The 21522-nt window shown below is 63.4% G+C and carries 20 protein-coding genes; 8 read left to right on the forward strand and 12 right to left on the reverse strand.

Annotated features, from left to right (window positions below):
• Positions 1 to 50: 50 nt before the first annotated feature.
• Positions 51 to 1502 (reverse strand): D-alanyl-D-alanine carboxypeptidase/D-alanyl-D-alanine endopeptidase, encoded by a 1452-nt coding sequence (dacB, locus tag PB2503_RS13190; RefSeq protein WP_158305857.1) that lies wholly within the window; start codon positions 1500 to 1502, stop codon positions 51 to 53.
• 913 nt (positions 1503 to 2415) lie between these two features.
• Here dacB and PB2503_RS13195 point away from each other — a divergent pair.
• Together PB2503_RS13195 and PB2503_RS13200 are read left to right on the forward strand one after the other, a co-directional pair.
• The gene (locus tag PB2503_RS13195; protein WP_013301768.1) at positions 2416 to 2646 is read left to right on the forward strand and encodes an AbrB/MazE/SpoVT family DNA-binding domain-containing protein; all 231 of its coding nucleotides are present in this window, start codon (positions 2416 to 2418) and stop codon (positions 2644 to 2646) included.
• A complete protein-coding gene (locus PB2503_RS13200) occupies positions 2636 to 3049 on the forward strand; it encodes a PIN domain-containing protein (RefSeq protein WP_013301769.1) in 414 nt (137 codons plus the stop codon). Before PB2503_RS13195 ends, PB2503_RS13200 begins: the two co-directional genes overlap by 11 nt.
• A gap of 45 nt (positions 3050 to 3094) precedes the next feature.
• Here PB2503_RS13200 and PB2503_RS13205 read toward each other — a convergent pair whose 3' ends face one another.
• The 8 genes from PB2503_RS13205 to PB2503_RS13240 all read right to left on the reverse strand — a co-directional run bounded on the left by PB2503_RS13205 (position 3095) and on the right by PB2503_RS13240 (position 11509).
• On the reverse strand, positions 3095 to 3478 hold the full coding sequence (locus PB2503_RS13205) for a hypothetical protein (protein WP_013301770.1): 384 nt from the start codon (positions 3476 to 3478) through the stop codon (positions 3095 to 3097).
• Entirely contained in the window at positions 3478 to 4197 is a 720-nt protein-coding gene (locus PB2503_RS13210) for a PepSY domain-containing protein (RefSeq protein WP_013301771.1), read from the reverse strand. The genes PB2503_RS13205 and PB2503_RS13210 overlap by 1 nt, the downstream gene beginning before the upstream one ends.
• 3 nt (positions 4198 to 4200) lie before the next feature.
• Entirely contained in the window at positions 4201 to 4623 is a 423-nt protein-coding gene (locus tag PB2503_RS13215; protein WP_013301772.1) for a copper-binding protein, read from the reverse strand.
• Between the two features lie 18 nt (positions 4624 to 4641).
• Positions 4642 to 7833: an efflux RND transporter permease subunit gene (locus PB2503_RS13220; RefSeq protein WP_049782017.1), complete on the reverse strand. Its 3192-nt coding sequence runs from the start codon at positions 7831 to 7833 to the stop codon at positions 4642 to 4644.
• 9 nt (positions 7834 to 7842) lie between these two features.
• On the reverse strand, positions 7843 to 9495 hold the full coding sequence (locus PB2503_RS13225; RefSeq protein WP_013301774.1) for an efflux RND transporter periplasmic adaptor subunit: 1653 nt from the start codon (positions 9493 to 9495) through the stop codon (positions 7843 to 7845).
• Entirely contained in the window at positions 9492 to 10727 is a 1236-nt protein-coding gene (locus PB2503_RS13230; protein WP_013301775.1) for a TolC family protein, read from the reverse strand. Before PB2503_RS13230 ends, PB2503_RS13225 begins: the two co-directional genes overlap by 4 nt.
• A 67-nt stretch (positions 10728 to 10794) precedes the next feature.
• On the reverse strand, positions 10795 to 11181 hold the full coding sequence (locus tag PB2503_RS13235; protein ID WP_013301776.1) for a hypothetical protein: 387 nt from the start codon (positions 11179 to 11181) through the stop codon (positions 10795 to 10797).
• Between the two features lie 52 nt (positions 11182 to 11233).
• Complete coding sequence (locus tag PB2503_RS13240) at positions 11234 to 11509, reverse strand: metal-sensitive transcriptional regulator (protein WP_013301777.1); 276 nt, start codon at positions 11507 to 11509, stop codon at positions 11234 to 11236.
• A gap of 711 nt (positions 11510 to 12220) precedes the next feature.
• On the opposite strand from PB2503_RS13240, the gene PB2503_RS13245 reads away from it, so the two are divergent.
• The 6 genes from PB2503_RS13245 to PB2503_RS13270 all read left to right on the forward strand — a co-directional run bounded on the left by PB2503_RS13245 (position 12221) and on the right by PB2503_RS13270 (position 19358).
• Positions 12221 to 14116: a copper resistance system multicopper oxidase gene (locus PB2503_RS13245; protein WP_013301778.1), complete on the forward strand. Its 1896-nt coding sequence runs from the start codon at positions 12221 to 12223 to the stop codon at positions 14114 to 14116.
• On the forward strand, positions 14116 to 14904 hold the full coding sequence (locus PB2503_RS13250; protein WP_013301779.1) for a copper resistance protein B: 789 nt from the start codon (positions 14116 to 14118) through the stop codon (positions 14902 to 14904). The genes PB2503_RS13245 and PB2503_RS13250 overlap by 1 nt, the downstream gene beginning before the upstream one ends.
• Before the next feature lie 13 nt (positions 14905 to 14917).
• A complete protein-coding gene (locus PB2503_RS13255) occupies positions 14918 to 16240 on the forward strand; it encodes an APC family permease (protein ID WP_013301780.1) in 1323 nt (440 codons plus the stop codon).
• Positions 16237 to 16707 carry a hypothetical protein gene (locus PB2503_RS13260; protein ID WP_013301781.1) on the forward strand — a complete coding sequence of 157 codons (471 nt, stop codon included), beginning with the start codon at positions 16237 to 16239 and terminating at the stop codon, positions 16705 to 16707. The genes PB2503_RS13255 and PB2503_RS13260 overlap by 4 nt, the downstream gene beginning before the upstream one ends.
• Positions 16694 to 18916 (forward strand): copper-transporting P-type ATPase, encoded by a 2223-nt coding sequence (locus PB2503_RS13265; RefSeq protein ID WP_013301782.1) that lies wholly within the window; start codon positions 16694 to 16696, stop codon positions 18914 to 18916. Before PB2503_RS13260 ends, PB2503_RS13265 begins: the two co-directional genes overlap by 14 nt.
• A 73-nt stretch (positions 18917 to 18989) precedes the next feature.
• A complete protein-coding gene (locus PB2503_RS13270) occupies positions 18990 to 19358 on the forward strand; it encodes an ion channel (RefSeq protein ID WP_013301783.1) in 369 nt (122 codons plus the stop codon).
• 304 nt (positions 19359 to 19662) lie between these two features.
• On the opposite strand, the gene PB2503_RS13275 is transcribed toward PB2503_RS13270, so the two are convergent.
• The 3 genes from PB2503_RS13275 to PB2503_RS13285 form a co-directional block, all read right to left on the reverse strand.
• Positions 19663 to 20502 carry a CopD family protein gene (locus tag PB2503_RS13275; RefSeq protein ID WP_148235297.1) on the reverse strand — a complete coding sequence of 280 codons (840 nt, stop codon included), beginning with the start codon at positions 20500 to 20502 and terminating at the stop codon, positions 19663 to 19665.
• Positions 20492 to 20851, reverse strand: a complete 360-nt coding sequence (locus PB2503_RS13280; protein ID WP_013301785.1) for a copper resistance CopC family protein — start codon at positions 20849 to 20851, stop codon at positions 20492 to 20494. The genes PB2503_RS13275 and PB2503_RS13280 overlap by 11 nt, the downstream gene beginning before the upstream one ends.
• Before the next feature lie 132 nt (positions 20852 to 20983).
• Positions 20984 to 21514: a DUF6692 family protein gene (locus tag PB2503_RS13285; protein ID WP_041535021.1), complete on the reverse strand. Its 531-nt coding sequence runs from the start codon at positions 21512 to 21514 to the stop codon at positions 20984 to 20986.
• Between the last annotated feature and the right edge of the window lie 8 nt (positions 21515 to 21522).

Below are 21522 nucleotides of genomic sequence, written 5' to 3' on the forward strand. Positions count from 1 at the left end.
TGAAGATCGGACCGCCAAAGCCCGAAACAAACTCATCTCGCCACCGGCCGCTAGTGCTGCTCGGCTATTTGGAGCAGCAAGCTTTCAATCCGCTCCATCGCGGAGAGCGACTCCAATGGCCGGTCATTTACGATGATCGAGAACACCAGCACCTTTCCGCTTTGCGCTACTAGGTAGCCAGACAGCGCGTCGACATGGTTGAGCGTCCCCGTCTTTGCAAAGACGTTGTTTTCCAGCGCTGTTCCTCGAAATCTGTATTTCAGCGTACCGATCGGTGCGCCGCCAACAGGCAAGCTTTCACGGTAGGCATCGCCCCAGTCTTGAGCGGCCGCATATCGCAGGAGCGCTGTTATGGTGGCGGGTGTCACACGGTTATAGCTGGAAAGGCCAGACGCGTCAGCGAAATCGTAGGAGGAACGAGGGACACCGACATCGTTCAAGAAGCGTTCTATATGCAGCAGTCCGCAAAAGGATGAGGCCGTCCCCTCAATCCACCCCAATTGCCGTAGGAGGACCTCAGCGTACAAATTTTGGCTATCGCGGTTGATCGTGTTCACGATGTCGCGGATCGGCGTTGCCGGGAGCGATGCGATAACCACTCCATCGGATTTTACTGGTGGAGAAACGCGGCACGTCTTGGGCGAGTCTGGATCATCCAAGTCTGCCTTGATCGTCTCATCCGTATACTGCAAGGCCCGATGCCGTGATCGAAGCTCGCCCTGAACAGTCACACCCTCGGCCTTGAGGGCCTGTTCGAAGTACCAAACTGCCAGGTGAGCGGGGTCGTCGACGCCGAGATCGAGGGTCATTGATCGCGACCCGCTTGGCATTTCTCCGTAGAGTCTGGCGGCCCGCTCTCCCTCACGCCGCTCTAGCCGTAAGGCCAGTTCACCGCTGGACGCGCTGGTCTTTGCTTGGTTTTGAAGGGTGAAGTATCCATCCCCCGCATCAAGCCACGCCGTTTGTACTTGTGCCCCGGGCGACTCAGACGGCCGCACCCTCAGGGGAAGGATGTTGTCGTTGACGGCGATCGATGAGATCGATGTTGCATAGCCAAACTTAAGATCGTCCCAACTCCAGCCGAGAGGACGGCGTTCGTCAGCGAACCAACGGTCGTCGCCAACGATGTCTTCAATCTCCGTGATTCCGCTATCCGCCACAGCCTCAGCGAGTGTTTCCAGACATGGCATTTCGCAACCAGGTCCAAACCCGACCGTCGGGTCTCCGCGGCCGACCAGCGTCAGGCTCGGCAATCCCGAGCTTCCGCGCACTGACATAACCTGCAGCCCTCGCTCGACCGCAGACAATTCCGCCGCCGCCGCGAGCGCCGCTGCCGTCACGAACAGTTTCGCGTTCGACGCGGGCATGAACCGTTCTTCCGAACGATGGGCGATAAGGACATTGCCGTCGAGATCGGTCACCGAGATCCCATAACGCAGCCCGGCAAGAGCTTGGTGCGCGTCCATATCGCCTGCGTCACTCGCGGAGGCTGGAACAGCCATGACCATCAGTACCGCTAGACGAAGGGCAAGACGACACCAAGGGTGCAATCGCAGCCTGACTATCTTCGCGGGTTCCCTGCCGTTTGCCCTCTCGAATGAAAGATCGTTCTGCATTGGCACGCCTTAGTGATTAGACGCCTTACTAGCAGATTTTGAGAACGGCGACAGTCGGAGGTCACTTGCAACTCCCCACCGTCCGAACCTGAAAACATGCAAAAATTCATGACGCAAATTATATTCCGCACTGGATAGTACAACACTAGAGCTTTCGCCCAACTCCATCAGTAGGGAGAATTATTTCATCATGGCCGGTCTTCTCCCGAGAAAGTTGTTCGGGTATCGAGTTCGCTCTAGCCTTAACTGAGGAGCATCAGAAAAGCTCGGCGCGTTGGACCCGTCTAGCTTACTCGCCCGCGTCACGCAGAACGACTGAGGGACCTCGCCAATGCTGACGCCCGCGGCAGTGCCGAGGGTGGGTTCTTCATTGAAGCCAGAGCCAACTCAAAGACCGAACCACTTTTCGGGAGGCAGCCCCCTCACCATGAGCAGTGGTGAAGCGCATTTTGGGGATATTTTGTAGCTCGATCCCCGGTTGGAACGCACCACCCGCGCGGAACAAACGAGAAACCATTTGCTTTCAATGCTTTGGCCAATTTCTGTTGAGCAGAAAATGGCGCGAGTGACGGGCCTAGAAACGAACTTTTTCCCTTTATATATCAATGACATAATTCATGTCGAGACAAATTTTGTAGCACAGTCCCGGGCCGATTTGTGGCACAGTTCTTACCGGCCACAGTTTGCCTCTCGGCCGCTATAGGACGCCCCGATACCGGCGAACAGACTGGACATTGACATGTGACGGGCGAAAGATGATATACACACGATAAGATGTATATCTAGATCGGACATCACTATGCAAGTGTCGAAATGGGGAAACAGTTTGGCGGTACGCTTGCCCGCCGATCTCGTCGATAAACTCGGATTGAAAGAAGGCGACGACATTGAGCTTCTTTCTCTCGGGAAGCATCAGTTCGGCGTCGAGCGAGCCCTGACCCTCGATGAGCGCTTCGCGCTCCTCCGCCAGGCACGGGGCCGGTTAAGCGAGACCGTCGAGATAGATCGCGACGCCACCCATGAGCGGTGAGCCGCGGGTTTTCATCGACACGAACGTCCTTCTCTACCTTCTATCTGCCGACACCCGGAAAGCGGACCGAGCCGAAGAGATCCTGCGATCGGATCGGCTCGACCGGCGGGTCTCGACACAGGTAATCGCCGAATTCGCTGTCAATCTACACCGCAAGGCGGGTCTGGACTGGCCGACGATCCGCGTTCACATCGAGACGCTCCGCCTCGTCTGCGCCGTCGAAACCGTTCTGAGTAGAGACCAGGACACCGCGATGGAGCTCGCCGAACGATATCGCTTCAGTTGGTGGGATGCGCAGATCCTTGCCGTCGCGCAGCGCTGTGGCGCGAAAACCCTCTATTCGGAGGATCTCCAGCACGGACAGGACGTGAGAGGTCTCAGGATCGAGAATCCCTTCCTGTAGCCGTGACGACCGACGCAAAGCGTTCCCGCATCAGGCTTGACATCGTTAGCCCAGGTAGAGCGCAAGAAGAACCATACCAAGTCCGACATCTATCCAGACACAAAAAGGGATATACCATCCGGGCACGTCAGACCGGAAGAGATTGCTGTGATGGTCAAGATCCCAGCCCGCATGCAGGATGAGCGCGACCGGAATGACGACAGGATGCCAGAGCAGACCGAGAAGCGCGGCGATGCCGAAAAGACTGGCCCCGCCCAATTCTTCGACCAGCGCCCTCACCTGCCCGGTGGCAGCGGCGAAACCGATATAGGCGCCGGCAATGGCCGCGAGGGTCACGGCGCCGAGGGCGACTGACGCTTCGGGCGGCAGCAGGAGATGAGCAGGAACAAGTACGCCGAGCACCAAAGCAGCGGGAAGTATGCTGCGCATCAGCGCCGCCGTCGTGTGGATTGCCACTGTCCGTAGGAACGGCGCATTCGGAACACCAAAATCGTCAGCCCGGAGACAGACACGATCAGACCAAGTCCTGCCGAAATAATGAGCAGCGGGTGGTTAAAATCGGCGCCGTCGTCATAATCCATGACGTGAAGGCGCCAGAAGAAATCGAACAGCCGCCAGGTATCCGAACGGCGGGCACGGACGACCCCCGTATCAGGATCGATATACAGACGCGTGTTTCCGTCATCGTCGAACTGCACTTGCCAGACGGGCCCGCCCGGTCCGTATTCAGAGGGCGGATCACTCAACATCCGTACCGTGGAGACATGGCCATCGCCGGCGAAGTCGTATTCGGCCACTCGCCTCGCGAGCTCTTCGGATATCGGCGAGAGGATGATTCCCGCTTCAGCATCGACGATTGCGGTACGCGCCCCTCCGCGCAACTCCCAGACGGGCTCGCCGAGAAGACGGCTCAGCGCCGACTGCTCGACAGCGTCCATACCGGCAGCCTCCACCGCCTCCTGCAGGGAGACGATGGCGCCGGGCCGCACGGCCTGAGTTGGGTGGTCGGCAATCTTGTGTTCACCGCGGACGCGTTCGATGGGCAGAACGCTCATCACAAAGCCGCCGAGAATCCAGAGCATCACCTGGAGTCCGATGATCAGCGCAAGCCATTTGTGAAGGCGGACGGCCCATCGCAGGAGCACCATGGATCAGTGATCCATCTCGGCCATGCAGTCGCTCATCTCCGCGCCCTGATCGCACGCATGGGTGACCCGCCAGGACCCGTCGCGGCCCTGCTTGACCATGAACATGATCTCGTCACCCGCTGAGAGGGTCTCCAGATCGACATCGCGCGTGGTCCCGAAGAACATGGTCATCGCCCCCATATCGGCGCCTTCTAGCGGGCCATGATCGATCTCGATCCGACGCCCCTCGAGATCTACCGAAACGATCCGTCCCTCGCCGTGGGCCGAGCCTTCGCCCATCGATCCGCCGTGGCCGGGCATATCGTGGTCGGCCATGTCATGGGGTGCGGATGGCGTCTCAGCGCTGTCCGGCGCGGTCGCGTCACCGGATCCCCCACAGCCCGTGAGGGCCAGCATTGACGCGGTCAGTAAAATGATCGGTTTCATGAAGTTTCTCCTATCAGGTCAATTTTGCGGCACGGGACGGCGGTCGCCAGGAGCGGAAGCGTGCCGATCTTCCAATTGGCGGGAGACCCAGACCGTATAGATCACGGGGATCACGATCAGCGTCAGGAGGGTTGTCGAGATCATCCCGCCCAGCATGGGCAGGGCGATGCGGCGCATCACGTCCGACCCGAGACCTTCGGTGAAGAAGATCGGCGCCAGCCCGACAATGATCGTCAAGACGGTCATCAGCTTCGGCCGCACGCGGAGGACTGCGCCATGGCTGACGGCCCGCACAAGGGCCGTGAGATCGCCGGGGCGCTCCTCGCGCACCTGCGCATCGATATAGAGAAGCATCACCACAGCCGTCTCCACCGCGATCCCGCCGAGCGCGATGAAGCCGACAGCGACAGCAACGGAGAAGTCGTATCCGGCGATCCACAGCGCCCAGAGCCCGCCAAGAAGGCCGAAGGGGAGCGACGCCATGATCATCAGCGTCCGGTCGAGACGCCCGAAATGCAGCATGAGCAGCAGGAAGATCAGGCCCGCCGCAGCGGGAATGGCGATCTGTAGCCGGGCGGCGGCCTTCTCAAGCTGCTCGTATTGCCCTGACCATTCGATGGCGTAGCCGGGGGGCAACTCGACCGCATCGGCGACCACCTCCCTTGCTTCGGACACATAGCCGCCGAGGTCTCGGCCAGCGATGTCCACGAAGACCCAGCCCGTCAGCCTTGCGTTCTCCGACCGGATCATGGGCGGGCCCTCGGCGAAGACGATATCCGCCACCTCGCCCAGCGGGATATGCGCGCCCGACGCTCCGGGCACGAGGATGTTCTGGAGGTCCTCGGGGCGCTCACGGAAAGGACGATCATAGCGCAGAAGGATGTCGTAACGCTCTCGGCCTTCGACGCTCTGCGACAGAGGCATTCCCCCGATGGCGGTCTGGACGACCATCTGGAACGTGCCCATGTCGATATTGCGCCGGGCGAGCTCGGCCCGGTCCGGGCGGATTTCGAGATAGCGTCCGCCCAGAACCCGATCGGCGAAGGCTGAGCGGGTTCCCGGAATATCGGTCACCACCGCCTCGACCTCCTGGGCGATCCCTTCGATCTCGGCCAAATCGTCTCCCGTGACCTTGATCCCCACCGGTGTACGCACACCGGTCGAAACCATATCCATACGGATCTTGATGGGATATCCCCAGCTGTTGACGAGGCCCGGCATTTGAAGCCGGGCATTCAGGTCGTCGATCAGAGCGTCCGGCGTTATCCCGTCGCGCCATTCCTCGCGCGGCTTCAGCCGGATCCATGTCTCTATCATGGTCAGCGGCGCAGGGTCGGTGGCTGTGTCCGCCCGCCCCGCCTTGCCGAAGACGCTCTCGACCTCAGGGACGGCGGCGATGATCCGGTTCGTCTGCCCCAGGATCTCTCGCACCTTGGTCTGCGAAACACCCGGCAGGGTGGACGGCATATAAAGAAGCTCGCCCTCATAAAGCGCGGGCATGAACTCCGATCCCGTGCGCGACAGCGGGATCAAGGCGCTCAGCATCAGGAGCGCCGTGAGCCCGATGGTCAGCCACCGGAACCGCATGGCGAGGGCGAGGGCCGGCTTGTACGCCGCGACGAAGAAACGGTTCACCGGGTTCGCCTCCTCCCGCCGGATGCGCCCGCGCAACAGCCAGATCATCAGTACCGGGACCAGCGTCACCGAGAGGAGTGCTGCGAACGCCATGGCATAGGTCTTGGTGAAGGCGAGCGGCGAGAACAGACGGAAGCTCTGCCCCGTCAAGGCGAAGACCGGCAGGAAGGAGACGACGATGATGAGGAGAGAGAAGAAGACACCGGGTCCCACCTCCTTGGCTGCCGTCAGGATGGCGGCGCGCCGTTCCGCCGGGGACGGATCGTCAATTCCCGATAGCCTGCGGCTGGCGTTCTCCACCATGACGATGGACGCATCGACCATGGCGCCGATGGCGATGGCAATGCCGCCCAGTGACATGATATTTGCCGTCACCCCCTGACCGGACATGACCAGGAAAGCGCCCAGCACACCGAGCGGCAGGGTGATGATCGCCACAAAGGCCGCGCGCACATGGAGAAGAAAGATCAGCGTGACGAGCGCCACGGCGATCCCCTCCTCGATCAGCTTGTGCTCGAGGTAGGACACGGCGCCCTCGATGAGCGGCGCGCGATTGTAGACAGGCACGATCTCGACCCCCTCCGGCAACCCGTTGCGGAGTTGGTCGAGCTTCGCCTCGACCCGGTCGATCACCTCCAGCGCATTCTCGCCGTCGCGCATGACGACGATCCCGGCGACGACTTCGCCTTCGCCGTTCAGCTCCACGACACCGCGGCGCAGGGCTGGGCCCTCGACGATGCGAGCGATGTCGCCGAGGGTCACCGGCGTTCCGTCCTCGGCGTAAACGACCGCCTGTTCGAGGTCTTCCCGCTCATCCACATAGCCCGATGAGCGGACCATGAACTCCGTCTCGCCCTGCTCGATGACACGCCCGCCGACCTCTGCGCTCGCGGTCCGGACAGCCTCGGCGATCCGGCCGATGGGCACATCGAAGGCCCGCAGGCGGTTAGGGTCGATCAGCACCTGATACTCGCGCACATACCCGCCGACGGAGGCGACCTCGGCGACGCCTTCGACGCCAGAAAGCTCGAGCTTCAGGAACCAGTCCTGGATCGAGCGCAGCTCGGCGAGATCGGTTCCGCCCGTCCGGTCCACCAGTGCATACTGATAAACCCAGCCCACCCCCGTTGCGTCCGGGCCGATCTGCGGGGTTGCCGCATCCGGCAGAACATCCCCCAGCCGGGACAGCGCCTCCACCACCCGCGAGCGAGCCCAGTAGAGGTCCACATCGTCCTCGAATATGACGTAGACGAAGCTCGTTCCGAACATCGATGCGCCGCGCACGTCCTTGGTCTTCGGCAGCCCAAGAAGCTGCGTCGACAGAGGATAGGTGACAAGGTCTTCGACGATTTGCGGTGACTGGCCGGGGAAATCCGTCCGGATGATCACTTGAGTGTCGGTGAGATCCGGGATGGCATCGAGGGGGGTCCGCTGCACGGCCAACCAGCCCGCCACAGCCAACGCCGCCGCGAGGGCCAGCACGATGAGCTGATTACGGACGGACCAGTCGATGACCGCCGCCACCCAGCTCTTTGTCGGGTCATGGCCAGTGAGGGAAGGGTCGTGTTCGCTCATGATACCGCCCTAATGATTGTGTCCGGCCATGGCAGGCCGATCCGAGGCATCGTCCATCGCCATGACGTCCGGCCACACGATCCGCTCGGCGTCGCCGTCGCCATACGGGTTGGCGGGCTGACTGCCTTCCTGGACCCAGAGGCGATCCTCTCCGGCACGGAAGAGCGTCAGTCCCTCGTCGGCATAGTGTTGGGGGGCGCCTTCGAGGAGCCACGGGCGCAGGCCCTCCATCAGATCGGACAGCGCATCTGCCAGTTCCGCGGGGCCCCCCGCCTCCTGCGCCGCCCGGACTGCGCCTTCCGCATGGAGAATGATGGGCGAAAGACGCGTGTTCGCGTAGCGCGCGCGCAGCGTTTCCCCAACACCGAGGGTAGGATCGAGGAAGCTCGGCTGCACCGCATACCCATCAACCAGCGCCTCGTGAAAATAAAGCGCCGCATCAACGAAGTGATCGACCATGGCCAGCGTTTCATCCGTCATCGGCAGGTCCGAAAGGGGAACCTCCGGGCCGAGCCCGCCGCCCATCTTCGAAAACCCTTCCCGGAGGCTCGCCTCGGAATCGAGGAGGAACTGCCCGCTGGTGACGATCTCTTCGCCCGGTTCCAGCCCGGCGACGATCTCCGTTTGCCCCAGGGCCGACAGCCCCGTCTGCACCGGTCGCGGCGCGAACCGCCCGCCGCCCAGCGCCATCACCACATGGGCGCCGCGACTGTCGCGGAGGATCGCCTCGCTCGGTACCGAAAGTCGGGGCCGATCGTCGACGGCGAAGGTGACATCGGCATAGGCGCCGGTCCGCAGGGCCTGGTCGTCGTTCGACAGGACGATCCGGACGCGGCCCGTCCGGGTTTCCGGATCGATAGTGGGGTAGACGTAGTCGACCGTCGCCTCGCGCTCCGGCACGGCGGCAGCGGACACAGTGACCGTCGCGGGCGTCCCCTCGGCGATTAAGGGGAGGTCCTGCTCCGCCACCGAGGCGATGATCCACACCTCGTCGTAACGCTGTAGCCGAAGGATCACATCGCCAGGCGTGACATAGGTTCCTTCGCGCACGGACAGCGCCGATACCACCCCGTCCTCCTCCGCGGTCACCGGCATCCGCTCGATAACGGCTCGGCCCTCACGCAAGGTCGCGATGACGCCATCCTGCATGCCGAGGGAGCGCAGACGCTGCGCCGCCGCCTCGATCCTTCCGCCCGCGCCGCTGCGCAACGCCGCGAGGTAGTCCTGCTGCGCCCCGATCAGGTCCGGGCTGTAGACGCGGTAGAGAAGGTCCCCGGCTTCGACACGATCTCCTTCCGCTGTGACCGCCAGGTCTTCGATCCATCCCTCTACCCGAGAAGCAGCAACCGTCTCCGCGCGCGTGCTCGGTTCGACACGACCAAAGGCGCGGACCTGCCGGGCGAAGGAGACGACCTCCGCCGGCGCCGTCCGTACCCCCATGGTCTGGATCATGGCGGGGGATACGGCAATGCCGGCCTGGTCTCCGCCATCGACCAGGGGGGCTTCGGAGACCGGCACCAGGTCCATCCCGCAGATCGGACAGACCCCGTCTGCATCCATGGAGATGTAATGAGGGTGCATCGGACAGGTATAGGTCTCGGTCTCCTGCGCGTGGGCGGCCCCCGCGAACAGAACGATCAGAATGAGGATGAGATGTTTCATGGCGTCACCAAGAGGCTGTTGGCTTCGGCGGTCAGCGCAATCACACGCGCCCGTTCCGCGGCCAGTTGAGAACGGAGTTCGAGGGCAGCGAGCTCCGCGTCGATGACCGAGGAATAGGTACCGTATCCCGCTTCGTAATCCGCCCGGGCTGCGCGCGCCTGCTCCGCGAGCCCGGCGATCTTGGCCTCCAGCAGGTCGACACTGTCCTCTGCCGCCACGCGCGCCGCATCGAGCCGGCTCCAGGCCGCCTGGGCCATCCGGGCGGCGGTGGCGAGGTCGGATCGGGCGGCCGCCTCCCGCGCCTTCGCCGCGCGCAGCTTGGGGTCCTGATTGTTTCGCTGCCACAGGGGCACGGTGAAGGTCACCTGCGCCGAGACCCAGTCATCGCCCCGGAAAATCTCGCCCGGCAGACCGCTGCCCTCCTCCCGTTGCTGATAGGTCAGTCCCACGCCCCAATTGGGCCAGTACGCCGCCTCGGCCCGCATCGTGCCCGCTGCGGCAATATCGATCCCGGCATCGGCGAGGCGGACGGCATGGAAGGCGCTTGCCTCCCCGATCCATTGCTGCGGCTCGATGGGCGGAAGATCCGTTTGCGGCACATCGCCCACGAGGTCGATGAGCGCCGCCTCCACAGCGGCCATTTCGGCAGCGAGGTCTGCCCGGCGGCGACTCAGATCGACGCGTTCGACATCGACCTGCGCCAGCCGGAAAGCGACGGCCCGTCCGGCCGCAAGGTCGGCCTCGACCGTCTCGGTCAGGGCATCGAGGGCTTCAGCCTGTGCTTCGAGTACGTTCTGCTGCTCGATAATCCGTCGCCGGTCCGCCAGCGCGGTGATGAGACGGGCGCGCAGGGCGGCGAAGCGTTGTTCCGCCATCAATTCCAGCCGCGCCGCTTCCCCGTCGGACATTGCCGCGCCCGCCCGTCGGCTCTTCAGATTGGGGATGTCCTGCCGGACGCCGATGGCCTTGTGCGTGGGCAGAAACCGGTCGAACGCCGGATCTTCCACTGGGAGATTGTTGATGCCCAGACTGACGACAGGATCCGGCAGCCCAAGGGCCGCCCGGCCCTCCGCCCCCACCGCTTCTGTCTCCCATTTAAGGGACTGAAGCGCGGGGTGGTCGCGAAGGCGCGCCTCGAGATCGTCGACGGATTGACCGTGGGCTGAGGCGAGCAGGAGCGGCCCGGCCAGAAGGGCCGAGAACACGGGGCTGAGCGATAGGGAATGAGACATAGAAAATCCGACAGCTGAACGAACGAAGCGGACGGGCGGAGCCGCATCCGAGGGGTTCAGCGTCGGATCAAAGAAGCAAACGTTGCTTAAGGACCAGCGGCGTCTGCGCCGGGGGGGCGGTACCGGGGGGCCGGACAAAGCCTGAAGTCACCGGCGGGATACGGATTGCGAGGGCCGGCAAGGGCACCAAGGCGACGACCACCGGCGCCCGTTCGTGGGCGGCCTTAAGGGTCTGGTTCGCCGTCGCCGACGCCTGGGTCAGACAGGCATCGCATCCAGGGCATTCTGCCGGATCGGGTGGCGCATGCTCCGCCTCGCCATGGCAGGGCGGGGCCGCCTCCGCAGCGCTGGCCATGTCGGCATGACCGCCTTCGGTCAGGCAACAGGCCATGACCGGCCCTGCCATCACCAGCAGCGCCGCAACCAGGCCGAGAAGGCGAGCCGAAAGCGTCATGGAAGGGACCCTACCCGCAATCCGTTAACACCGATACCCCCTGGGTGCATTGTCACTTCTTGCGCCCCCCCAGCACGGCGACCAGTTCCTCTACCTTCTCCCGGCGCTCATCGAGATCGTCCGAACCGAGCGCGTGCTCGACGCAGGTGCCCAAGTGATCGTCCAGAACCACTTTCTCGAGGCTTGTGAGCGCAGCCTTGATGGCCTGCACCTGCCGCACGACGTCGATGCAGTAGCGGTCGCCATCGACCATTTTCGCGACACCCCGCACCTGACCCTCGATACGGGCGAGGCGCTTGATCGCGGCAGCTTTGGTTTCGTCTCTCATCGCATACTCCGTTGGGGGTATAATTGATGTGTGAACGCGGCCGGCGCAACCGGGGTTTTGCCTTTCTAGCGGTCAGTTCCGAGCTTCGCCCATCGGAACGGCATTTTTGTCAGAGCATTTCGTCTTCAGCGAAGAACAAGGCGGCGTCCGTCAGAGGAGCATGTCTTACCGCAGCTGAAAGCCACGATTGAGCTTGCCTTGCAAAACGTATACCCCACATGGGTATAAACACGAACCGAAGAGGAGCGTTCGACGTGGGTCGAGCATCGCAAGAACAGATCACCGCGCTGGCACTACCCCACCGCCGAGACTGTCTCTTTGTTCTCGCGTCCGTGATTCTGGCTGGCCTACTTCTGGGCCTTCCAGGGCGCGCTGTCGCACTGCCAACATCCGTAGACGCAACCCTAGCCCCTTTTTCGGAGACCGAGATCCATGCCGGGTCTCACAAGGCTTGCCGCGGCGCCTGTATCTTTTGCCGGTCCAGCCCCGCTCAAATACCACGAAGCGCCGAAACCGCTCCGATTGATCCGGTTGTCCTGTCGCGCACAGCAAGCGACCGACAGTTAGCGCGTAGCGAAGAGACACGGGCTCCGCGTGTTGCAACCCCTTTCAGGCACCTTCCCGATCCGGTCACTCTATTCGATTTGATTCGGTGGTGATCCTGTCTTGGCAGTCCCCAGGAGAAAACAACGCACCAGACAGGATATCAGCATGCTGAACAGACGCCATTTCATCGGAACCGCCGCTACCGCCCTTGCGGCGCAGTCCCTCCTTCCGGCCTGGGCTCAGTCGGGTCGGCAAGGAAATCGCGGCCTCGATCCGCTGACGCGCAACCAATTCGACCTGACCATCGGCCGAACGCCCGTGCGTATCGATGGGCGCGCGGGGCACGCCGTCACCGTGAACGACACCCTGCCCGCGCCCCTCATCCGAATGCAGGAAGGGGAGGACATCGTTCTGCGCGTGACCAACACGCTCGACGAATGGTCCTCGATCCACTGGCATGGCCTGCTCGTGCCGGCCTCGATGGACGGCGTGCCGGGGGTCAGCTTTCCCGGCATCGCGCCCCGTTCGACCTTCGAGTATCGCTTCCCGCTCAAGCAGGCGGGCACCTATTGGTACCACAGCCATTCGGCCTTTCAGGAACAGCTCGGGCTCTACGGCCCCCTGGTCATCGATCCTGCCCGAACCGAGGCCCAGAGCTATGACCGGGAATTCGTTATCGTCCTGTCGGACTGGACGTTTGCCGATCCCCACCGGCTTTTCGCCCAGCTGAAGAAGATGGGCGACACGCTCAATTACCAGAAACGCACCGCGGCGGATCTCGCGGCCGATGCGCGCGAAGACGGCCTCGGCGCCGCCCTCGGGAACCGGGCGATGTGGGGACGCATGCGGATGATGCCGACCGACCTCGCCGATGTGAACGGGGCGCAATACACATACCTCGTTAATGGTCATGGTCCGGACGATGACTGGACCGGCCTCTTCGAACCCGGTGAACGCGTCCGCCTCCGGATCATCAATGCGAGCGCCATGTCGATCTTCAACGTGCGGATTCCTGGCCTGCCGATGACAGTCATCAACGCCCACGGGCTCGACGTACGGCCGGTCACCTTCGAGGAATTTCAGATTGGCACCGCGGAGACCTATGACGTCATCGTGGAGCCAAAGGATCGGGCCTACCGTCTGGTCGCCGCCTCGATCGACAGTTCCGGTCAGGCGCTGGCGACGCTGACGCCACGTCTTGGGGAGACCGCGGAGGCCCCGCCCCTGAGGCCACGGCCGCTCCTCACCATGAAGGACATGGGGATGAGCAGCATGATGGCGTCCGACATGGCGACGCCCGCAGAGCCCGGCATGGAGGGTCAGGGCCATGCCCTCACCTATCCCGAGACTGGGGAACCGGGCGGCACCATGGCGGGTATGGGGATGGATCATGGAGACATGACGATGGCGGACCACCATCACCCGATGGGCGCCGGCGTCGCCAATGTCGCGATGAACCCCGTCAGTCGCCTGCATGAGCCGGGGCTCGGCCTTGAGCGCGTCCCGCACCGCACCCTGAGCTATGCTCAGCTGCGGAGTCTCCGTCCGAACACGGACCGACGACCGACCGAGCGGGAAGTCGAGATCCATCTGACCTCTAATATGGAGCGCTATATGTGGTCCTTCGACGGCGTGAAATTCTCCGAAGTCGAAGAATCGATCAAGTTCTACGAGGGCGAGCGGGTCCGGCTGACCCTCGTGAACGACACGATGATGCCGCACCCGATCCACCTGCACGGGATGTTCTTCGATCTCGTCATCCCGGACTATGATGAGGACGAGGACGGCGAGCGCTACCTTCCCGGCCTCCACACCATCCTGACCAAGCCCGGCGAGAAGCTGTCCGTGGACATCACGCCGCCCGAACGTGGTGATTGGGCCTTTCACTGCCACCTTCTCTACCACATGCATGCCGGCATGATGCAGGTCGTCAGCGTGCTGCCGCGCGACGACCGTCCACCCCTGAGCGAGATCGGGGCAGGACCGCCCCAAGCCACCCATCCAGCGGAGACGCCGGTCAAGCACGACATGGACCATGGCGAGCATGGAGGGACGCACTGATGAGAACCGCTTTTCTGATCGGCCTTCTGGCCCCCCTCACCCTGACACCCCTTCACGCCCAGGAGCAAAGCGATCCCCCTTGGGAAGCCGCCGATGGCGTTTATGGCCCGGAGGCCATGCGCGAGGCTCGCAGCCGGGTCCAGAACGAGAACGGCGACATCCGCTATGGCCTCGCCATGATCGACCGCCTCGAATGGCAGGACACGGAAGGAGACGGGACGCTCGTCTGGGATGTCCAGGGCTATTATGGTGGCGATATCAACAAGGTCTGGGTGAAGTCCGAAGGCGACTATTCGCTCACCGATGATGAGGTCGAGGAAGCGGAGGTTCAGCTCCTCTATTCGCGGGCGATCTTCCCCTATTTCGACCTTCAGACGGGTATTCGGCAGGACCTCGAGCCCGACGGGCTGTCCCACGCGGTTCTCGGCATTCAGGGGCTCGCGCCCTATTGGTTCGAGACGGACGCCGCGCTCTTTCTCTCCGAAGAGGGCGACCTGACCGGTCGCATGGAGGCCGAAGTCGAATGGTTCCTGACCCAGCGACTGATCCTTCAGCCGCGTCTCGAAGCAGGCCTCAGTGCCCAGAGCATTGAGGAACGCGATCTCGGCGCGGGTCTGACGGATGTCAGCCTCGGGGCCCGGCTGCGCTATGAGGTGAAGCGCTCCTTCGCCCCCTATGTCGGCGCCGAATGGCGGTCGCGCTTCGGGGAGACCGCAGACCTCCAGGAACGGCTGGGTCTGGAGACGGATGAGGTGGTGGTCGTCGCGGGTCTCAGGGCCTGGTTCTAGGGAGGCACCGTCGATGGCAAAAGATCAGTCCTACGAACAAGGCAGCCTGTCCCTATGGGGCACGATCGCCATGGGGACCGGCGTGATGATCGGGGCGGGCATCTTCGCCCTTACCGGGCAGGTCGCCGAGCTGTCCGGTGACCTCTTCCCCCTCGCCTTCCTCTTCGCCGCGGCGATCAGCGGCTTCTCCGCCTACAGCTACATAAAGGTCGCGAGCGCCTACCCGTCCGCCGGCGGCATCGCGATGATCCTGAAGAAGGCCTATGGCCAGACCACCGTGACGGGGGCGGCCGCCCTCCTCATGGCGTTCTCGATGATCATCAATGAAAGCCTCGTGGCGCGGACCTTCGGCAGCTACGCGCTGCGACCGTTCGGGGTGGCGGACGACAGCGTGCTGATCCCCGTCCTCGCGGTCGGTCTCGTCGTCTTCGCCTTCGTCGTGAACGTGGCGAACAACAAATGGATTGGCGGGATCAGCCAGATCGCCGCCATCCTGAAGATCGGGGGCATCCTCGTCTTCGGGATCGTGGCCATGGCGGCCGCGGGGTTCTCCTTCGAGCCCTATGAGAACGGGCTCGCCAACGACACCGGTGCCTTCGGCTTTCTCGCCGGGACAGCCCTCGCCATCCTCGCCTTCAAGGGGTTCACGACGATCACCAATTCCGGTGACGAGGTGAAGAACCCTGAGAAGAATGTCGGCCGGGCCATCATCATCTCCCTCGCCATCTGCGCCATCGTCTACCTGGTGGTGGCGTTCGGTGTCGCCTCGACCCTGTCGGTGAAAGAGATCGTCGCGGCCAAGGATTATGCCCTGGCAGAGGCGGCCCGGCCGGCCGTGGGATCGCTGGGCGTCGGTTTCACCGTGGCCGTGGCGCTGATCGCCACCGCCTCGGGGATCCTCGCCAGCGTCTTCGCGGTATCGCGTATGCTGACCATGCTGACGGAGATGAAGCTGATCCCGCACCGTCACTTCGGGATGAGTGGGCCGATCCACCGCCACCTCCTCGTCTACACCGTGGTGCTCGCCGGCACGCTGGCCGCCTTCTTCGACCTGACCCGCATCGCGGCCCTTGGCGCCATCTTCTACCTAGTCATGGACATCATCATCCATTGGGGCCTCTTGCGTCATCTTCGGGAGGATGTCGGCGCCAAGGGATGGGTGGTGATCACCGCCATTACACTCGACACCGTCGCGCTCCTCGCCTTCGTCGTCATGAAGGCGCAGCAGGACCGGTTGGTGGTCGCCATCGCGCTTGTGGGCATCGCCCTCACCTTCGTCGGGGAGCGGATCTTCCTTCAGCAAAGCCAGGGAGATGAAGCCGGAGCAGCGCGATGACCGAGCGGCTGAGGCGCATCTTCTCCTCGCCGGAGTTCGCCGTGGCACTCTTCGGCTTTCTCCTGCATTTCGTATGGGAATTCTGGCAGGTCCCCTATTATGCCGACATGCCGGACATCAGCCACTGGCAGGGTGTCCGGATTTGCACCATGGCCACGATCGGCGATGTGGTGATCGTTGTGACGGCGTTCCTCGCGGCGCGCCAGGCCACCGGCTCGCGCCGCTGGATCCCCGAGAAGGATCGGCGCGGCATGGTTGTCTTCGTCCTCACCGGTCTTGGCATCACCATCGCCGCCGAATGGGTGTTCACCGACCTCCTCGGCCGCTGGGCGTATGCGGACGGGATGCCGGTCATTCCCGTTCTCGGCACCGGCCTCACCCCGTTCCTTCAATGGCTGATTCTGCCCTTCGGCATCGTTCTTCTCTGCCGCCCCTTTCTCCGAGGTCTGCACCATGACGTCCCATGATCACTGCCGTCACAGCGGCGACACCCCCCACGCTCATGACGATACGGCGACGGACAAAGGCGCCTACGACACCATTCCGGACGGCTTCACCGGCACGGTCTATACCTGCCCGATGCACCCGCAGGTGCGGGCGCCGAAACCGGGCCCCTGCCCCTTATGCGGCATGGCCCTCGAACCCGAAGGCGTCGTCGTCGGCGAGGAGGACGATGCGGAACTGCGCGACATGTCGCGGCGGTTCTGGGTTTCAGCGATCCTCACCATCCCCCTCTTCCTCTATGCCATGAGCGACATGCTGCCCGGCCGCCCCTTAGGGCGGCTGATCGAGGAAGACTGGGCGCAATGGGCCCAGCTCCTGCTCGCGGCGCCCGTGGTCCTGTGGGGCGGGGGGCCGTTCTTCGCCCGGGGGATCCGGTCCTTCCGCACCGGCCATCTCAACATGTTCTCCCTGATCGCCCTCGGCGTCGGGGTCGCTTTCGCGTACTCGCTGGTCGCCACAGCGGTCCCGGGCCTCTTTCCCGACGCCTTTCGCGGCCATGACGGCAATGTCGCGGTCTATTACGAGGCGGCCGCGGTCATCGTGACCCTCGTCCTTCTGGGGCAAGTCCTCGAGCTCCGCGCCCGCAGCGCCACCTCGGGCGCGATCCGCGCCCTGCTCGAACTGGCGCCGCCCGAAGCGATCCGCATCGGACCCGATGGCGAAGATGTCCGCGTGCCCGTCGACGACATTCGCGAGGGGGACCGCCTCCGCGTGCGCCCGGGCGACAAGGTGCCCGTCGACGGCACGGTGAGCGAAGGCCGCTCCACGGTTGATGAAAGCATGATCACCGGCGAGCCCCTGCCCGTCACGAAGGAACCGGGCGACCGGGTCACTGGCGGCACGGTCAACGGGGCGGGCGGCTTCGTCATGGTGGCGGATAGGGTGGGTGAGGACACCGTCCTGTCCCAGATCGTCCGCATGGTCAGCGAGGCGCAGCGGTCGCGCGCGCCGATCCAGAAGACGGTGGACCAGGTTTCGGCGATCTTCGTGCCCTCGGTGATCGCGGTGGCAGTGATCGCCTTCATCGCCTGGTGGATCCTCGGCCCGTCGCCAGCGCTCTCCTATGCGCTGGTCAACGCGGTGGCGGTGCTGATCATCGCCTGTCCCTGCGCCCTGGGGCTCGCGACGCCGATGTCGATCATGGTCGGCACCGGCAAGGGGGCGCGGGAAGGCATCCTCATCAAGAACGCCGAGGCGCTTGAAACCTTCGAGAAGGTCGACACGCTCGTCGTCGACAAGACCGGCACGCTGACGGAGGGCCGCCCGGCGCTGGTCGGGATCGAGCCCACCGCCGATTTCGCCGAAGACGACCTTCTCTCCCTCGTCGCAGCGGTCGAACGGGGCTCGGAGCATCCCCTTGCCGAGGCGATCGTCCGGAGCGCCACCGACCGGGGCCTCCCCCTTCCCGACGCTTCAGGATTTCAGTCCGTGACCGGACAAGGCGCGATCGCCACCGTCGAGGGTCGCCGTGTGGCGATCGGCAACGCCAAGCTGATGACCGCCGAGGGCGCCCAGGATGCGGCCCTTGCCGAGCGGGCCGACCGTCGCCGCACCGAGGGCGAGACGGTCATGTTCGTCGCGGTGGACGGACGACCCGCGGGGCTTCTCGCCGTCGCCGACCCCATCAAGGCGACGACCCCGGATGCCATCGCGACCTTGCACCGCGAAGGGCTCAAGGTCGTCATGCTGACGGGGGATGCGCGGGCGACGGCCGAAGCGGTGGCCAAGACGCTCGGTATCGACGAGGTGCATGCGGATGTCTCGCCCGAAGACAAGTTTGAGATCGTCTCGCAACTCCAGGCCGCGGGGGCGAAGGTGGCCATGGCGGGTGACGGAATCAACGACGCCCCCGCCCTCGCCAAGGCCGATGTCGGGGTGGCCATGGGCACCGGTACCGATGTCGCGATGGAAAGCGCCGGCGTCACGCTGGTGAAGGGCGATTTGCGCGGAATCGCCGCCGCCTACCGGCTCAGCACCCTCACCATGCGGAACATCAGGCAGAACCTCTTCTTTGCCTTCGTCTACAATGCGGTCGGGGTGCCCGTGGCCGCTGGCGTCCTCTACCCATTCTTCGGCATTCTCCTCAATCCGATGATTGCCGCCGCGGCCATGAGCCTGTCCTCGGTCTCAGTCATCGCCAACGCTCTCCGCCTCAGGAGCAAGACGCTATGACCACCGCCACGAAAGGAGGTTTCCACTGACCCTCGCCATCCTTCTGTCCATTGCTCTTTTTGTCGGCACGCTGATGCTGCATTGGGAGATCCTCAACCGCGTCAGTGTGCGGACGGCCAAGCTGACCGCGCCGCGGTTCGGGATCATCTGCCTCGGCTTGATCCTGCTGCATTTCGCCGAAGTCGGGCTTTACGCCGCCGGCTTTGAGCTGGGCCGGGCCGTCGGCATCGGAACCTTCAGCAAGCCGCCCGGCGCCGATTTCATGGATGTCTACTATTTCTCGCTCGCGACCTTCACCACGCTCGGGCTCGGCAAGGCGATGCCCGAGGGGCATCTGGCCTTCATCGCCGGGGTCGAGGCGTTCAACGGCTTTCTCTGCATCTCAATGTCGGCGTCCATGCTGTTCAAGCTGATGCCGGAGGTGACGAAGTCATCAACTTAGCGACAGCCAAGGAAGCTCCAGCCGACCTCAGAACGGAGGGTCGGGAACCCCGTGTTCATCGGGAGGATGCCCCTTTTTCCGCCGCTCCGCGAGGACGGCCCCTGGGTTGCGGCTGCTCGCATGGAACGCCAGCCTTTCTTCTGATCGGTAGAAATTGCCCCTCCAATACAGGGCCTCGATCTCCGTCCGCGTGATCGGAGGACGTGTTCCTCGAGGCGGCGACGATACACGTCGAGAGTGACGCTGTGAACGCAAATCGAGCCGCAGCCCGTGTCGGTGCTCGCTCGAACCCTTCTCCTGTTTTCTACCTCTCGGGCCCCAGGATCGTCGTCGCCACTGCGACTGAGACGAGAATGAACACGAACAAGACCGCTTCCGCCGTCAGTGTGCGCTGTAGAAGTCGTGACCCGATCTCGGGCTCGGAACGCAGCCGGGCTGTCGCCACTTTCGTATTGTAAGCGCCAATAGTGAGGGCGACGAGCGCGAAAGCGAGCTTGACCAGCAGCAGCTGGCCGTAGTTCGTGGCGAACGTGGCTTCAAGTCCTCCTGCGAGCCGCAGCAGAAGACCTGTTCCAAGCGCCAACGCGAGCGGTACGACCCATATTGCCAGCTGGCTGAAGCGTTCAAGTTTGACAAGCAATTCTGGGGTGGGGGCCGATTCTCGTGGAAACAGCGTCATCGGGGCCGCAAACCAGAACGCCGCAAGCCCGACATGGACCATCACCACCACCGGAAGGAGCGGATCATCGACCGCCACGGTGTGGCCACCGAGACCGAACCCCACGATCAGCACCACCGCTCCGACGGGCGGAAGCACTCGATGAGCAACGAACCGACCGAGAATCAGTGATCCTGCGCCGAGCAGAAAAGCCAAGATTTGTGCCCTGTTCACTTCCCAAATGATCGGGGCCATGGCCCAATCTATCGGTTCCCCGAGACCGCCACTGAGCTGCATCATCATCAGTATGAAGCGCAAGGACACCGCGATCAGAATCAGGGTGCCCAGGGTAGCGACTAAAGGCACAGTCCGGACAATGCCTAAGCGATGGTGGACAACCAAGCCCGCGACCAGGAGGGTCGACGCGTAGAGTAACGCTTTTGCGGCGATCAGAAGCGCGTCGAGCGCCACAACTTCAGTCCACAATGTCGAAGCTGATACTTCCCTGCATCACATGACCGTCTTTTGCCATCGCACGCCATTCGATCAGGTAGGAGCCTGGACCGAGCTCCGGGAGGCTTGCCTGATAGGCCGATGCAAATCCGCTGTCCGGTGCGAACGACAGGGCTTCGTCTTCACTCTCAGGACCTGAGAGAGTGATACCTACGAGACGCACATCCGCAGAATAGGAGAAGCTGAATTCATCAGGTGCGACGCGGAGTGTGGCGCCGTCTTCAATGCTCGACGCCTTGATGGTCACATGGGCAAATGCCTGTCCAAGAACCAAAAAAGCGGCGGACAAGACTACGGCGAGAAAGGCCTTGGTCACGGACATTGTGTGATCTCCCTTGACCTCGTGGGCATATACCCGCCCACGGTATGTCGCAAGAGCCGTCTGCAAACTTCGGCACCCTCAATTCTGCGCTTCGCCATGGCGCGATGACGAACCGAGCGATGCGTTGCCGAATCAAGTGTCCCTAGAACTGCAGCGATACCAGCCGCGATAACCGACCGTTAGGCCGTCCTCGATCTCGAAATGCATCTCGGCCTTCTGCTGGCTCTCGCCGTCCTGGACGCGGGGCTTCTCGTCCAGCGGCCGCACCGTCAGACGCATCCCTTCCGTCTGAAAAGTTATCGGGCCTGCCAGGGCCTCGGCCGTCGTCGCATCGGAGCGGAGTTCGACCAGCCGTCCATGAATCTTCACGACCCCGGCGCCATTGCTGCCCGACAGAACAGGTCTGCTCGACGCCGTATAGGCGAAACCACAGCGGGTACCAGGCGGTAGTACCTTGTCGATCTCCGCCGTCTGCATGGTTTCGGGATCGATCGCAGGAATGGCGGCGGTGTGAATGGCCTCGTCGGCGGAGACGATTTCCGGCATCGGTTCTGGCGCCATCTCGCTTTCCATTCCCTCTCCCGGCGCAGGCCCGCCACAACCGGCGAGCGCTGCCGCCGAGGCGGCGGTGAGAGAAAAGGGGATCATGGATCGTTTGGTCATCGGTCCCT

This window comes from Parvularcula bermudensis HTCC2503, assembly GCF_000152825.2.
In the GTDB taxonomy this organism is placed as follows: Bacteria; Pseudomonadota; Alphaproteobacteria; order Caulobacterales; family Parvularculaceae; genus Parvularcula; species Parvularcula bermudensis.

What these genes read in the sequence shown, in the direction of transcription:
- dacB (WP_158305857.1), bottom strand. Translation starts at nt 1,502, where the DNA reads ATGGCTGTTCCAGCCTCCGCGAGTGACGCAGGCGATATGGACGCGCAC.
- PB2503_RS13195 (WP_013301768.1), top strand. Translation starts at nt 2,416, where the DNA reads ATGCAAGTGTCGAAATGGGGAAACAGTTTGGCGGTACGCTTGCCCGCC.
- PB2503_RS13200 (WP_013301769.1), top strand. Translation starts at nt 2,636, where the DNA reads ATGAGCGGTGAGCCGCGGGTTTTCATCGACACGAACGTCCTTCTCTAC.
- PB2503_RS13205 (WP_013301770.1), bottom strand. Translation starts at nt 3,478, where the DNA reads ATGCGCAGCATACTTCCCGCTGCTTTGGTGCTCGGCGTACTTGTTCCT.
- PB2503_RS13210 (WP_013301771.1), bottom strand. Translation starts at nt 4,197, where the DNA reads ATGGTGCTCCTGCGATGGGCCGTCCGCCTTCACAAATGGCTTGCGCTG.
- PB2503_RS13215 (WP_013301772.1), bottom strand. Translation starts at nt 4,623, where the DNA reads ATGAAACCGATCATTTTACTGACCGCGTCAATGCTGGCCCTCACGGGC.
- PB2503_RS13220 (WP_049782017.1), bottom strand. Translation starts at nt 7,833, where the DNA reads ATGAGCGAACACGACCCTTCCCTCACTGGCCATGACCCGACAAAGAGC.
- PB2503_RS13225 (WP_013301774.1), bottom strand. Translation starts at nt 9,495, where the DNA reads ATGAAACATCTCATCCTCATTCTGATCGTTCTGTTCGCGGGGGCCGCC.
- PB2503_RS13230 (WP_013301775.1), bottom strand. Translation starts at nt 10,727, where the DNA reads ATGTCTCATTCCCTATCGCTCAGCCCCGTGTTCTCGGCCCTTCTGGCC.
- PB2503_RS13235 (WP_013301776.1), bottom strand. Translation starts at nt 11,181, where the DNA reads ATGACGCTTTCGGCTCGCCTTCTCGGCCTGGTTGCGGCGCTGCTGGTG.
- PB2503_RS13240 (WP_013301777.1), bottom strand. Translation starts at nt 11,509, where the DNA reads ATGAGAGACGAAACCAAAGCTGCCGCGATCAAGCGCCTCGCCCGTATC.
- PB2503_RS13245 (WP_013301778.1), top strand. Translation starts at nt 12,221, where the DNA reads ATGCTGAACAGACGCCATTTCATCGGAACCGCCGCTACCGCCCTTGCG.
- PB2503_RS13250 (WP_013301779.1), top strand. Translation starts at nt 14,116, where the DNA reads ATGAGAACCGCTTTTCTGATCGGCCTTCTGGCCCCCCTCACCCTGACA.
- PB2503_RS13255 (WP_013301780.1), top strand. Translation starts at nt 14,918, where the DNA reads ATGGCAAAAGATCAGTCCTACGAACAAGGCAGCCTGTCCCTATGGGGC.
- PB2503_RS13260 (WP_013301781.1), top strand. Translation starts at nt 16,237, where the DNA reads ATGACCGAGCGGCTGAGGCGCATCTTCTCCTCGCCGGAGTTCGCCGTG.
- PB2503_RS13265 (WP_013301782.1), top strand. Translation starts at nt 16,694, where the DNA reads ATGACGTCCCATGATCACTGCCGTCACAGCGGCGACACCCCCCACGCT.
- PB2503_RS13270 (WP_013301783.1), top strand. Translation starts at nt 18,990, where the DNA reads ATGCTGCATTGGGAGATCCTCAACCGCGTCAGTGTGCGGACGGCCAAG.
- PB2503_RS13280 (WP_013301785.1), bottom strand. Translation starts at nt 20,851, where the DNA reads ATGTCCGTGACCAAGGCCTTTCTCGCCGTAGTCTTGTCCGCCGCTTTT.
- PB2503_RS13285 (WP_041535021.1), bottom strand. Translation starts at nt 21,514, where the DNA reads ATGACCAAACGATCCATGATCCCCTTTTCTCTCACCGCCGCCTCGGCG.